This window comes from Terribacillus halophilus (genome assembly GCF_900162685.1).
Classification (GTDB): domain Bacteria; phylum Bacillota; class Bacilli; order Bacillales; family Amphibacillaceae; genus Terribacillus; species Terribacillus halophilus_A.
The window spans coordinates 1,594,880-1,609,363 of sequence record NZ_LT727828.1; the positions used below are offsets into that span (position 1 = coordinate 1,594,880).

At 42.6% G+C, this 14,484-nt stretch carries 11 protein-coding genes and 1 riboswitch; all 11 genes read left to right on the forward strand.

What is annotated here, in order from left to right; genetic code table 11:
* The first annotated feature begins 202 nt into the window (after nt 1-202).
* The 11 genes from B1K52_RS18305 (at nt 203) to B1K52_RS12735 (ending at nt 14,411) form a co-directional block, all read left to right on the forward strand.
* The gene (locus B1K52_RS18305; RefSeq protein ID WP_306278152.1) at nt 203-1,882 is read left to right on the forward strand and encodes an L-rhamnose isomerase; all 1,680 of its coding nucleotides are present in this window, start codon (nt 203-205) and stop codon (nt 1,880-1,882) included.
* 53 nt (nt 1,883-1,935) lie between these two features.
* Nucleotides 1,936-2,697 (forward strand): DeoR/GlpR family DNA-binding transcription regulator, encoded by a 762-nt coding sequence (locus B1K52_RS12690; RefSeq protein ID WP_077308787.1) that lies wholly within the window; start codon nt 1,936-1,938, stop codon nt 2,695-2,697.
* A gap of 46 nt (nt 2,698-2,743) precedes the next feature.
* Nucleotides 2,744-3,763 carry an autoinducer 2 ABC transporter substrate-binding protein gene (locus tag B1K52_RS12695; RefSeq protein WP_077308789.1) on the forward strand — a complete coding sequence of 340 codons (1,020 nt, stop codon included), beginning with the start codon at nt 2,744-2,746 and terminating at the stop codon, nt 3,761-3,763.
* Nucleotides 3,753-5,522, forward strand: coding sequence for a sensor histidine kinase (locus B1K52_RS12700; RefSeq protein ID WP_179106547.1), 1,770 nt, complete (start codon nt 3,753-3,755; stop codon nt 5,520-5,522). Before B1K52_RS12695 ends, B1K52_RS12700 begins: the two co-directional genes overlap by 11 nt.
* Complete coding sequence (locus tag B1K52_RS12705) at nt 5,522-7,051, forward strand: response regulator transcription factor (RefSeq protein WP_077308793.1); 1,530 nt, start codon at nt 5,522-5,524, stop codon at nt 7,049-7,051. The genes B1K52_RS12700 and B1K52_RS12705 overlap by 1 nt, the downstream gene beginning before the upstream one ends.
* Before the next feature lie 108 nt (nt 7,052-7,159).
* Entirely contained in the window at nt 7,160-8,677 is a 1,518-nt protein-coding gene (locus tag B1K52_RS12710; protein ID WP_256855907.1) for a sugar ABC transporter ATP-binding protein, read from the forward strand.
* Nucleotides 8,678-8,692: 15 nt separating this feature from the next.
* On the forward strand, nt 8,693-9,712 hold the full coding sequence (locus B1K52_RS12715; RefSeq protein ID WP_256855908.1) for an ABC transporter permease: 1,020 nt from the start codon (nt 8,693-8,695) through the stop codon (nt 9,710-9,712).
* Entirely contained in the window at nt 9,712-10,716 is a 1,005-nt protein-coding gene (locus tag B1K52_RS12720; protein WP_077308795.1) for an ABC transporter permease, read from the forward strand. Before B1K52_RS12715 ends, B1K52_RS12720 begins: the two co-directional genes overlap by 1 nt.
* A gap of 44 nt (nt 10,717-10,760) precedes the next feature.
* Nucleotides 10,761-11,801, forward strand: a complete 1,041-nt coding sequence (gene rhaS / locus B1K52_RS12725; protein ID WP_179106548.1) for a rhamnose ABC transporter substrate-binding protein — start codon at nt 10,761-10,763, stop codon at nt 11,799-11,801.
* Nucleotides 11,802-12,062: 261 nt separating this feature from the next.
* Nucleotides 12,063-12,170, forward strand: a riboswitch (SAM riboswitch).
* 106 nt (nt 12,171-12,276) lie between these two features.
* A complete protein-coding gene (locus B1K52_RS12730; protein WP_077308799.1) occupies nt 12,277-13,566 on the forward strand; it encodes a Na+/H+ antiporter NhaC family protein in 1,290 nt (429 codons plus the stop codon).
* Nucleotides 13,567-13,940: 374 nt separating this feature from the next.
* A complete protein-coding gene (locus tag B1K52_RS12735) occupies nt 13,941-14,411 on the forward strand; it encodes a DUF1801 domain-containing protein (protein ID WP_077308800.1) in 471 nt (156 codons plus the stop codon).
* The last annotated feature ends 73 nt before the right edge of the window (nt 14,412-14,484 follow it).

Below are 14,484 nucleotides of genomic sequence, written 5' to 3' on the forward strand. Positions count from 1 at the left end.
TGTTAACTAGAGCGAACAATATATAAAAATCAACTAGCTACTAAACAAAAATAAATGAATATAAATCAACACAAATAAAATAAAATGGTGTATAATCCAAAACATAAAGCGAAAATGAAAGCGCTTTATGTTGAATCAACGCAGAGGAGGATGAACAATGTCGGAAAAGCAGGGGAGTTTAAAGGCCACCATCACAGTAGCGATGTCTAACTATCTGGAAGCAGGTTCGATTGTAGCGGGTGCTGGTGGTCTGACTTTGTGGATGGAGTATTTGAATTTAAATGATGCGAAGTTAGGTTTGCTTGGTGCATTAAGTGCCAATGGTTTTGGTTCAGCGATTGGTGCTTTTCTGGGCGGTATTTTAGTGGACAAGTTTGGGAGGAAGTTCATTTATAAATATGATTTGCTCGTGTACATGCTCGGAATTCTGCTAATTACATTTTCATTTAATTTCCCAATGCTTTTAGTAGGTTATGTGGTTACCGGAATTGCTGTAGGGGCAGCTATCCCAGCTGCATGGACTTATATTGCGGAAGAAGCACCAAAAGGAGAAAGAGCCGCTCGAGTAGGCTGGGGGCAGCTGGCTTGGTCAATTGGACCGGCGATTACTTTATTTTTATCAGTAATGCTAGCTCCACTAGGTCTGCTTGGCAGCCGAATTATTTTTGCATTGCTCTTTGTTGTCGCTTTAATTACATGGATTATGCAGCAGCAAATCGGTGAATCGAAAATTTGGACAGAAGAAAAAGAAAAAAGCCGTAAAGTTACGGAAACGCAAGATGTATCGTGGAAGCAACTATTCACCATAAAAGCGAATATCAAGGCAATTACGCTGCTTGTTGGTATTTATGTTTTTTGGAATCTTGTAGCAGGTGTAATGGGTTATTTTATGCCGTATATTTACGAGACAGTGGGCGGTTTATCTGCATCGCAGGCGAATTTACTGCAAGGTTTCCTATGGACACTAACAGTTGCAGCAACTTACTTCGTCTTTATAAAGCTTGGTGACCGTGTAAATCGGAAATTGCTATATGGAATAGGTGCAGGTATGGGGATTGCTGCATGGCTCGTACTTACTTTTGGTGGCATGGGAATGTTCGAGTTATTTACATTCGTAGTTTTATGGGGTATTGCTGCGGGATTTGGAGCACAGGCGTTTTNAAGTCTGACGAATATTTGGATTCCGGATGGTTATAAAGACGTTCCAAGTGACCGATTAACGCCGCGAAAAAGGCTGAAGAATTCGCTTGATCAAGTATTCGCAGTGGAAATTGATGAAAAGTACAATATAGATGCTTTGGAAAGCAAGCTTTTTGGAATTGGTTCCGAGTCTTATGTAGTGGGCTCACATGAATTTTACATGGGTTACGCTTTGACACGAGGCAAATATTTGCTCATGGACACAGGTCATTATCACCCGACAGAAATGGTGTCGAATAAAATTAGCGGCATGCAAGTTTTTACAGACAAAATTGCACTGCACGTATCCCGCCCCGTACGCTGGGATAGTGATCATGTTGTCACGTTTGATGACGAGCTAAAAGAAATTGCAAACGAGCTTGTCCGCAATGATGCATTAGATACAATCCGAATTGGTTTTGATTTCTTTGATGCCAGTATCAACCGAGTAGCAGCTTGGGTAATCGGTACCCGCAATATGCAGAAAGCGCTTCTTTATGCATTATTAACACCGCATGCAGAGCTGAAAGACTATCAAGAAAAAGGCCAGTTCACAGAAAGATTGATGTTAATGGAAGAATTGAAGAGTTATCCATTTGGTGCCATCTGGGATTATTTCTGCCAAGAGATGAAAGTTCCGCGCGGCACTGCTTGGCTGCAGCATGTTCAAGAGTACGAAAGAAGCGAATTGGCACGCCGGTAACACGGAAGATTATGCTACACTATAATCAAAACGTGGCAAAGGCAGGAAAAGGTATGTTAGTTGCAGAAAGACAAAGGAAGATTGTGGATGTTGTAAACGAACGGGCCAGTGTTCGAGTGTCCGAGCTGAGTGCGCTCTTTCATGTGACCGAAGAAACTATCCGGCGCGACTTGGAAAAGCTGGAGAAGGAACAGCTGCTTCATCGTAGTCACGGTGGAGCAGTCCGTATCGAAGAAGGTGCATCCGAGATTGCGCACGAAGCGCGGGAAGTCATGCACATGGATGCGAAACAGGCAATCGCGAAGGCTGCTGTTGCAGAGATCCACGCTGGTGAACGTATTATTCTTGATGCCAGTACGACAGCGTGGTACATGGCCAAGGAATTGCCAAATATGCCGCTAACCATTATCACCAATAGTATTAAGGTTGCAATTGCCTGCAGTACAAAGGACCAAATTCGTGTTATTTCACTCGGCGGTCAGCTGCTGGCTAAATCGTTATCATTCGTCGGCCCGCTGGCAGAAAGATCGTTGACAACGTATTATGTCGATAAAACCTTCCTTTCTTGTAAAAGCGTGCATGTGGAGCATGGTTTGAGTGACTCCAATGAACAACAAGCGATTATCAAGAAACAAATGATCGACATAGCCGGTCAAACTATTTTGCTTGCTGATTCTAGTAAATTCGGTAAGCGTGCGTTTGCAACCATCACCGAGCTAAATCGAATACAGAAGGTATACACTGATACAGGCATAGATGTTGGTACAAAAACGTATTTGGAAAAACAGAATATAGAGTTCCAAGCTGTGAACTAATCAATTGACCCCGCAGGATTACTGCGGGGTTGCTAAGGATGGTTTTATGCGCAAGTTACTTCTATTTTTGTTATTCTTGTTATTTTTTGTAAGCGCTTGCAATGGAAGTGGTGTCCTTTATGTCCAAAATACTGCATCTTCTGACAAGCAAATTGAACCTAAAGAGCAAATTGATATTGCGATTGTCCCGAAAGTAATGGAAATACCGTACTTTCAAGCTGTACAAGAGGGGGTAGCTGAGGCAGCAAAATACACTGGAGCAACTGTACATTTTGAGGGTCCGACAACAGCAAATGCAGCACAGCAAGAAAAAATTATTCATCGCTTTATCAGCCAAAAAGTGGATGTCCTAGCTGTAAGTGTTATTGACCCAGACCGGCTAACGCCAGTTCTTGAAGAAGCTAAAAAGCAAGGCATAACGGTCCTGACATGGGATGCAGATGCGCACCCACAAGCTAGAGACTATTTTATAAACATGGTAGATGCAGAAATGCTAGGGCAGCACTTACTGGATAGTTTAGTAGAACAAATCGGCGAAAAGGGGGAGTATGTCATCCTGTCTGGGTCTGCATCATCGTTGAATCAAGAAGAATGGCTGCATTGGATTAAGCAGCATAATCGCACTTATTATCCGAATTTAGAACTTCGCGAAGTAGCCTATACAGATGACAGTCCCGTCACAGCTTATCAAGAAGCAAAACGAGTTGTCACCACTTATCCAGAACTGAAAGGCATAATCGGCATTGCCTCCCTTGGCCCGCCAGCAGCAGCATCTGTTTTGAAAGAAGAAGGATTAACAGACGCTATTGCTGTTGTTGGTTTGGCCTCACCACGTGATATGAATACGCATTTAAAGGAAGGGAATGTGCGTACTGTTACATTATGGAGCCCGAAGAAATTAGGGTACTTGACGGTTATGGTTGCAAAACTTTTACGTGATGGAACCGTTATGGACGATGGGATGCTGATTGATGGGGTCGGGAGAATACAGGTGAATGGAGATCAAATCATTATGGATGAGCCAATTGATTTCACGGTAGAAAATGTGGATCAATATGATTTCTAAACAGATATTCCGTCATTTACCTTTAATGCAAAAGCTGCTGTTCTCTTACACATTGCTGACAATTATCCCCGTTTCCCTGCTAGGATTCTTTATATACGCGACTTATATGAATGCGGCGGAGGAGCAAATCGGCGCATTAGTACCGCAAATGCTCGAACAGGCAAGTCAGCAAATCGATCGTAATGTACAAGATGTCACCATAATGCCGGAAAGGCTATACCAATCACAGCAAACAATTGAGATATTGCGTGCGGATGCATTTCAATCGCACGCAGAGTCAATGCAGCAGCAATATGAAATGGAACGCTATTTGTCCAATAGCTTCCTTCACTCCAGCTCATCCGATTTACTCGGTGTATTTGTTTTTTCTAAAAATCGGATATTTGCCGCAACAACGGAGGATTATCGTGGGTTTTCTAAAACCGAAGCTGCTGTTTATGGACAAAGCTTGGAACTGGAAAAAGGCAGCATGCTCTTGCTTCCGCATGAAACGAACCTCGTATTCAACAACGGTGCTGACTATTTGTTAATTGGCGTACCACTTCAAGACCGCGACAATCAAACCTATCTTGGTACCATGTTTCTAGCATTAGACGTTTCGTTTGTGGATCGTATAACAGCATCGATGAAAGACCATCGTGCTGCTCGTATTATGCTTGTAGACAAGATGTCAGGAAGACTTGCTTATGATTCTAGCGGCAGAGACAATGAATCAGTCGATCTTAGTGCTTATCCGATTGAAAATGGCAGTTTTCTGCAAGACGGGAAGCTTATCGGCATTACACCAGCGATACAGCAGACGTATGCATTGGTATATGAAGTGCCGACAGAGATACTATTTGCCAAACAGCAGCAAACACGCACGATATCCATTGTTTTATTTCTAGTATTTATTTGCTTTAGTCTTTTTTTCTATAGTCTTGCTGCCTATAATGTCTCCCATCCAATCAAGCAGCTGATGCAAAATATGCGCAGCGTCCAGCAAGGTGAGTTTCAAAATACACTGCCGGTAACGAAGCAGGATGAAGTCGGCAAGCTGACAGAGAGTTATAACATAATGATTGAAGAGATACGAGATCTTATTCAAAAAAACTATATGATTAAATTAAAGCAGCAGGAAGCCGAACTATATGCGCTCCAGACCCAAATCAATCCGCATTTTATTTTTAATACATTAGAAACAATCAACTACGCAGTAGAAGCAGGGGAGCAGGAGGAAGTGATGCGCATTATTACGACTCTCGGCAGAATGCTGCGCTATTCCTTGGATAATGGTGTTAAATTTGTATCGCTTGCTGAGGAAATTAGACACGTCGAAGACTTTCTCTCTATCCAGCAATTTCGCTTTTTTGACAGACTTACTTGGTCGACAGATTATCCCAATGAAGCAGGGAGCCTACAAGTACCAAAATTCATCCTTCAGCCCATTGTAGAGAACAGCATTAAATATGGCCTTGAAGTCCAAACTGCCATTCATATTGGCATCAAGATTCAGCAAATCGAAGGCTTACTTGTACTGACAATTAAGGATGACGGACCAGGATTTGATCCGGTCGTAAGAGAAGAACTGGAGAAAGAGCTAGCATTAGAGCCTGGCATAACTTCCAAATCAGCTCATTATGGTTTAAGCAATGTTGCAAATAGAATTAAGATGCTGTATGGCGCTGACTATGGTGTATCGTTAGAAAATAATCATCAAGGAGCGACTGTATTGCTTTATTTGCCGTTTCAACAAGTATCGAGATTGGGGGAATCTTGATGGAGGATTTACGCGTAATCATTGTGGAGGATGAATACCGAATTCGGCAAGGACTGGAACGTCTGATTACCAGCCATCCACATTGTACGGTAAACGGGGTATATAGCAACGGACAAGAAGCGATGGATGGCTGGAAACACACGAAGGCAGCAGATGTAGTCCTGACGGATATAAAAATGCCGGTGATGGATGGTTTAACATTGATTCAATCTCTCAAATCAGCAGGCTACACAGGTGATTATCTTGTATTGAGCGGATTTGATGACTTTGAATATGTCCAACAGGCACTGCGGAATAAAGTAAGTGACTATTTGCTAAAACCTATCGATCGGGAGCAGCTGCAAAAGCGTCTGCTGGAATTGTATGAAAAGAAGCAAGAAAAACGGAAGCGGCTCGTAACCGAGAAGCAAAAGCAGGAACAGCTGCATTTGCTGCGGGCGCTTACGGGCGAAAGCAGTCTCGCAGATCAGCAGTGGACCGAGATGTTTCCGGAAGGTATGTATTTCACTTGTCAGCTACATGTACTGGACTTTTATCAGCAAAAATCCAAGCGTGATCCCGTCCGATTCCATCAAGAGCTGAGCAATGTTATTCGCTTACTAGAAGCGGAATTGTCCGCGCACTGGTCAGATCAAGATTTTTGGTGGTGGTGGGATCAGGAACGAAGCTTCGGACTGCTTGTTCACAGTGATAATGCAAATTTGTCTCCAAGATTTGAAGGAATCGCAAAAACACTATCACATCGAACATTTTTTCAGTTAATTGCTTCCTCTGGACAAGTGCTGCAGGAATTGGAACTGCTGCCTGCTGCTTTGGAAACAGAGCATATCGAGATGAAGCTTCGCCCCAAATTCGCGGAAATCGCAAGCACAGAAGCATACAGTCAAAGCGTGCAAGATAAATTGAGTACCCTGCGCTTTGCTTTCAAACAACTGTTATTTGATAAGCTGGATAGTGCTTTGACGGGCTTGCGAAAAGAGCTCTCATCATTGCAGCAGGTTGAACGGACGGCAGCACTGCTTCAATCAACTGGCATTGAGATGCTGCATGATGTCAGCAGACGTCTGCCAGTCACAGAGGTAAACAACATGCTGCAACGTTTAGGCAAACTCACCAGCCGTTCACTTCCCGAGATAGAGTTAGTGCAGGCATTTGAAAACTGGACGAAAACATTGGCATATTTGTGCATACATTCTCAAAAGCAGTCGGACCAAACAGCAGTGGAGCGGGCCAAAGGATTCATACAGAATCACTTGCAGGATAGTATAACAATTGAACAAGTAGCTGGGCATGTGTATATGAATCCGACTTATTTTTGTGCTTACTTTAAAAGACATACGAATGAAACGGTGCTGCACTATGTAACGAATCAACGGCTGGAACTTGCTAAGCAGCTGTTGGAAAATACCGAGGCAAAAGTGGTAGAGGTCGCGGAAGCTGTTGGCTATCAGGACCAGAAATACTTTACAAAGCTATTCAAGAAACATACTGGTTTTTCCCCATCCGAATACAGACGTACACGTCGTTAGCCAAAGCAGCAGAAGAATAGACACCATTTCAGAAAGACGTCCCCTTTTCGAAGCGGGACTTTTTTCATACTCTTTATGTAAGCGCTTTATCGATTGGAGGAGGTACTTTTGCTAAATGAATTTGTCCTGGAAATGAAAGGCATAACCAAAGCGTTCCCAGGTGTCAAGGCGCTGGATGATATGCAATTTCAGCTGAAAAAAGGGGAAATCCATGCGTTGATGGGGGAGAACGGTGCCGGTAAATCAACCTTTATCAAGATTATTACTGGCGTGCACGAGCCTACTGAAGGAGATATGTACCTCTTCGGTGAAAAGATAAGCTTCCAAAATCCAAATGAAGCAGAAAAGCTGGGTATTGCAGCGATTTATCAGCATGTCACCAGTTACCCGGACCTATCTGTCACCGAAAACATATTTATGAATCATGAAATCAGACACCCAACTTGGAAGACGCTGAATTGGCGGGAAATGCATAAACAGGCACGAGAACTTTTGCGCGAATTGGGTAGCAGCATCGACCCTAAAGCCCAAATGAATACATTAAGCGTTGCCCAGCAGCAAATTATTGAAATAGCGAAGGCGATCAGTACGAAAGCTAAAATTATCATAATGGACGAACCGACCGCAGCTTTAACTGCAAGAGAAAGTGAAGAGCTGTACCGCATAACCGAAAAATTGCGTGATGAAGGAACGTCTATTATTTTTATCTCTCATCGCTTTGAAGATATGTACCGTCTGGCAAGCCGGGTAACCGTACTTCGGGATAGCAAATATATTGGCACTTGGAATGTAGATGAAATTTCGAATGACAAATTGATTGTAGCGATGGTTGGAAGAGAGATTAATCAAATATTTCCTGACAAGATAGTGACAGCTGGCGATACCGTTTTGGAAGTAAAAAACTTATCTAAGCTGGGCGACTTTGAGGATATCAGCTTCTCGGTTAAAAAAGGCGAAATTCTCGGCATGACGGGACTAGTGGGTGCAGGAAGAACAGAGGTATGTCAGGCTATTTTCGGGATTACACGTTTTGAGAAAGGAGAAATCCTGCTTAACGGCAGTTCGGTTAAAAGTCGTAATCCACAAGAAGCGATGCAGAATGGAATCGGGTATTTGGCAGAAGACAGGCTGGAACAAGGATTGGTAGTGGACTGGAGTATCGAGAAAAATGTAACACTCGCCAATTTGTCTGAGTTGTCAACGTACACTTGGCTGCATCGTGCAAAGGAAAAAGAGCAGGCGAAAACATTTGGAGAAAAGGTGCAGATTAAAGCAACAAGTATTTTTGACACCGTCCACTCCCTTTCTGGCGGTAATCAGCAGAAAGTGGCAGTTGCAAAGCTGCTGACAAAGGACTTGAAGGTCATCTTGCTGGATGAACCGACTAAAGGAGTGGATATAGGAGCGAAAGCGGCAATTTATGAGATTGTCCAGCAGCTCGCAGAAGCAGGCTATGCGGTCTTGTTTGTATCATCTGAAATGCCGGAAATCCTCGGTATGAGTGATCGAATTCTCGTTATGAAAGAAGGCAGAATTGCTGCTGAATTTGTAAATAGGGGAGTAACACAGGAGATGATCCTAGAAGCCGCAATGGGTGAAGAACCAGTGCAGAAGAAAAGCGGCTAAAGGAGGAGGATATCATTGGAGACCAAAGAGGCACATGCTGAAAATCCGAAGAAAAATATGCTGACATTGTTCTATCAATTTCGTGAGTTAGGTTTGTTATTCTTTATCATTCTTTTATGTATCGGTGTACAGATACGAAATCCCTCTTTTTTAACGGGCGAAAATATCCTTGATTTGGCAACGAACACGTCAATCTTAGTAATCCTCTCCTTAGGAATGATGATCGTCCTTATTACAAGAGGTATTGATTTGTCAATAGGTGCTGTCATAGCGCTGTCAGGTATGCTCACAGCGCAGCTGGTCGCAGCCAATCCGTCGATCAACCCGCTTCTATGTTTATTATTCGGGACGGTAATCGGTGCTGTATGCGGAATGGTCATTGGCTTGCTGATCGCAAGGGTAGGCTTGCTTCCGATTATCGCGACGCTGGCATTGATGAATATATTCCGCGGTCTAACATTTTTGGTTAGTGATGGAGAATGGGTCAGTTCTTATCAAATGTCAGATGGTTTTGTTGCATTAGCGGGAGGATCTTTCTTAGGAATAAATCACCTGATCTGGATTGCGGTCTTTTTCTGCCTCGTATTCTTCTACTTCTTGAATTACACGCGCACCGGCCGCCAAATTTATGCGGTCGGCAGTAATCCGCAATCTGCTGCAGTGAGCGGTATTAAACAAGGGCGTGTTTTGTTACTTGTTTATACAATTATGGGGGGATTATCCGGCTTATGCGGTGTTCTGTGGGTGTCTAAATTTGCCTCTGCCCAAGGCGATACGGCATCTGGATATGAATTGACTGTTATTGCTGCTTGTATTCTTGGCGGTGTCAGTATTGCGGGCGGTTCCGGGAAGCTTGCTGGTGTCCTGTTAGGTGCAATTTTACTCGGAATTTTAAATAATGCACTGCCGCTTTTGAATGTTTCACCATTCTGGCAGAACGGTATTCAAGGTTTTATCATTTTACTTGCCGTCATCGTAAATGCCATCGTCAAACGGCGTGTTGATCGAACACACTTGCTAAGGAGGGCTGGCTGATGGAACAGAAAAAACAAACCTATCAACCTCGTACGTTGGAAACGCAGCTGCCGTTCTCCTGGAAACGCTTGTTTTTTCAATGGGAATGGATGCTTCTGCTCATTTTAGTAGCAGTTCTGCTGTTTGGCAGTTATGTGTCGCCTTACTTTCTCAATTATCCGAGTTTGCGGGACGGAACGATGGTGTTTTTGGATAAGGCTTTAATTGTTTTCCCAATGGCGATGATTATGATTATGCGGGATATTGACATCTCGGTAGGATCTACAGTCGCATTGTCTTCCGTTGTCATGGCATCTCTTTACACAACTGCTGGACTGCCGATGGAAATAGCAATTGTTGCTTGTCTTGTGACGGGAGCTGTTTGCGGTTTAATCAATGGCCTGTTAATCGTTAAATTCAAAGAACTGTCAGCCGTCATTGTCACGCTCGGCACGATGATTCTTTACCGAGGTATTGCTTACATTATATTGGAAGATCAAGCAGCAGGAGGCTTTCCAGAATGGTTCGGCTTCTTTGGATGGGGTTATGTATTTGGCATCCCATTTCTGCTGATTGTTTTCGCAGCTTTGGCTATTGTCTTCGGCATTCTTTTGCACCGAACAACTTTTGGTAGAAAGGTGTTTGCTATCGGTAACAACCCGACTGCGAGCCGTTTCTCTGGTGTGCGAGTTGATCGGATAAAAGTAATTGTCTTTATGCTGGCAGGACTATTGGCTGCGATTACAGCCATTTTCCTAACTTCCAGAATGGGCAGTACGAGACCAAATATTGCCACAATGTATGAACTTGATATTATTGCCATGGCTGCACTGGGTGGTGTGAGTACCGCTGGCGGAAAAGGGCGTGTTGTCGGTGTTGTAATAGCTGTCTTTATTATCGGCTATCTGCAATACGGACTTGGCTTAATCAATATGCCTAGCCAGCTGTTCTTAATCATTGTCGGGGCATTGCTCATTTTGTCTGTTGCTATTCCAAAGATAGGCAGCTTAATGAAAAGAAAATGAGTACTCCAGCTTAGCTGATACTAATAGAAAAAGGGGAGACCATGATGAAGAAATTTGCGAAATGGGTAGGAATGTTCGTGTTAGTATGCATGCTGGCTGCTTGCAGCCAAGGAGCACCAGAATCCAACGGTGCATCCAGTAATACAGACGATGGACCAAAGAAATATGCTTTTGTGTTTAAGAACACAGGAAATCCTTATGGTGAAAAGATGCAGGAAGGTTTTGAGAGCGCAGTGAAAGAATTGGGCGGTGAAGTAATTCTAAGATCGCCGGACCAGCCAACTGCTGAAGGACAAATTCAGATTATTGAACAGTTAATTACGCAAAAAGTAGATGTAATTGCAGTCGCAGGTAATGACCCGGATGCACTTGAGCCTGCGCTGAAAAAGGCGAGAAATCAAGGAATCAAAGTATTGTCTGTCGATTCGGCAGTCAATGCAGCCAGCCGTAATATCCACGTGAACCAAGCGAACCCAGAACGAATCGGGCGCGTACAAATTGAAGCAGTATCCGAAATGATTGGCGGCGAGGGGCAAATAGCTGTATTGAGTGCAACGAGTCAGGCAACGAACCAAAATGAGTGGATCGAATGGATGAAGAAGGAACTGGAGAAAGAGGAATACAAAAATATTGAACTTGTAAAGGTTGCTTATGGCGACGACTTGCGGGATAAAAGTGTATCTGAAACAGAAGCACTGCTAAAATCTTACCCAGATTTGAAAGCAATTATTGCACCAACCACAGTCGGTATTGCAGCAGCGGGTAAAGTACTTACTGATAAAGGACTAGAGGGAGAAGTTGCGCTGACAGGTTTAGGGCTTCCAAGTGAAATGGCAACATATATTGAGAGTGGCGTCAGCCCTTGGATGTACTTGTGGAATCCAATTGATGTTGGAAAGGCAGCTGCGTATACAGCTTATGAACTAGGAGAGGACAACATAAGCGGCGAACTTGGCGAGAAAGTAGATTTGCGTGACCTCGGAGAAGTAGAAGTTGTGGAAGATGGGGAAGGCACACAGATTATGTTGGGCGATCCGTTTAAGTTTGATAAAGAGAATATAAACGAATGGAAAGACGTATATTAAATAGGCCAGCCGAGGAGGTTAACTCCTCGGCTTTTCTTTAATTAGGAGCAAATTCTTCAACAAGTTGGTTTTAAGAAATCAGATGATTCGAAATGAAGGCATCCATTCGACAATCCCGGCATTACTCTTAAATGCATCAAAATCCATTTGCTCCTTGTTAAGTAACCTGATAATGCTAATATTATCCATTAAGATTTTGATTGATAAAGATACCTAAATCATGTATCCTCTTATTTACTGCGACAAAAAAATAATATTATTTTCTTATTAAGAGAGATGGAGGGACTGGCCCAATGAGATCTCGGCAGCGGAACTTAGTAATTAAGTTGCTGTGCCAAATCCAGCAAGCAAAGCTTGTAAAGATAAGAGAAGTGTTTTATAGCTATAAGGCCTCTTCTTGTTTATTTGAGAAGGGGCCTTTCTTTGGTTACAAGTTGGGAAATGACTTGTCGTATTTATTTTTGGAGGTGGAACAATGAAGAAAGGGAATCCATGGGCACTTATCCCATTTCTTGTTTTTTTGATTTTATTTATTGGTTCAGGAATTATTACAGGCGATTTTTATGCATTTCCTGTTATTGTGGCTATTACGATTGCAGGGGCTGTCGCTTTGGCGATGAATCGAAAAGAGACATTTGCACGAAAGGTTGATATTTTCAGCCAAGGAGCAGGCAATTTAAATGTCATGATGATGGTTGTTATTTTTCTTTTAGCTGGGGCATTTTCAGCGACAGCAAAAGGCATGGGAGCTGTGGACGCTACAGTTAACTTCGCATTATCATTTGTACCGCAAAACCTGCTTATTGTAGGTCTGTTCATCATTGCCTGCTTTATCTCTCTGGCTATGGGTACATCAGTAGGCACGATTGCGGCGTTAGCGCCAATCGGTGTGGGAATAAGTGATCAAACCGAACTTTCGGTAGCTTTCGTTACAGCGGCAATAATTGGCGGGTCCATGTTTGGCGATAATTTATCCTTTATTTCGGATACAACCATCACTGCCGTTCGCTCGCAAGGTGTACAAATGAAGGATAAATTTAAAGTGAATTTTTGGATTGTGCTTCCAGCAGCTATCGTAACCAGCATTATTCTAGGAGTAATGACAATAGGTGAAACAGGACAAGTAGACCATGTAAGTTTTAATTGGATAAAAATACTGCCTTACATTTCCGTAATTATATTTGCTTTAGCTGGAATGAATGTGTTCCTTGTTCTAGCATCAGGGATTGTTTTTTCTGGTGTTATTGGCTTGGTCGATGGCAGCTATCAAGTGATGACGCTTTTCCAAACGATAGGAGACGGAATCGCAGGTATGTATGAAATCGCCTTTCTCGCTATTTTAATAGCAGGAATGGTAGCAGTTATAAAACATAATGGCGGGATCGACTATCTGCTTCATCTAGCCACACGAAAAATCAAATCCCAAAAAGGTGCTGAATTTAGTGTGGCGGGGCTTGTGGGCCTTACTAACTTATCGACAGCGAATAATACGATTTCCATTTTAATTGCCGGACCGCTTGCAAAGAATATTGCGGATAAGTATGGAATTGATCCGCGAAAAACCGCAAGTATCTTAGACATCTTCTCCTGTACCATTCAAGGGCTGATTCCGTACGGCGCACAATTGCTTGCTGCTGCTAGTGTAGCTGGTATTTCGCCAGTAAGTATCTTGCAATACTCTTTCTACCCTATCCTTATCGGAATCTGCGGAAGCATCGCTATTCTTCTTGGATATCCGAGAAAAAATCACGACAATAAAAAGTGACGCGTACAAGCATATGATAACGAAGAAATGAAGAAGCTTCGGACAAAAGTATTCTAGCAATAATCAATCCAAACGATGCTGTATTTTAATAACAGCATCGTTTGGATTTTTTATACTCCAAAATGGAATTAAGAACATTGCTTCGGAAATACGCACTGTTCTAAGTTCCTTTATGTAAGAAGATTGGTAGTTCTAAATTTGACCATTCTTGAGTGCCAGCCTCTCCTTTACCTTTACTTATAAAATCTTAAATTAGAAACTGAAACCTTTAGAGAAATCGTGCTGCGATTTCCATAAAAAAGCCCTAGGAAGAGGGAATGGAATAAAGGTTATCGAAAGAATAGAGATAAAGTTTAAAGAAAAACTGGTGTAGCATGGAAACCTTGATAAATACTAAAAAAGGGAGCGCAACTAATTTGGGCTATGAACTTAAAACGAAGCAAACAGACAATAGCGTGATAGCTTTTATTGAAGCTGTGGAAAACCAAAAAAAGCGGGAAGATGCTTATAAGCTGCTAGAGATCTTCTCAGAGACTACAGGTTATGATGCCAAAATGTGGGGCACGAGTATAATTGGGTTTGGTTCTTATCATTACCGTTATGCGACTGGACATGAAGGAGATGCTCCGCTTGTAGGATTTTCGCCAAGAAAGACAAATTTCAGTCTGTATTTGGCTACTGGTGAACCAGGTAGAGAAGAGCGTTTGCAAAAGCTAGGTAAGCATAAGGCTGGGAAAGCATGTGTGTACATTAATAAAATAGCAGATATCAATGAAGACAGTTTGAAGCAGCTAATCCGAGAATCCGTTACTTTTTTATTGGAAATGTATCCTAATTCAGAATGACATGTTACAGGAAACGATTGTGGGCAAATTTAGTCGATGTCGACCGATTTAATTAGGACATCCAGTTATTGGA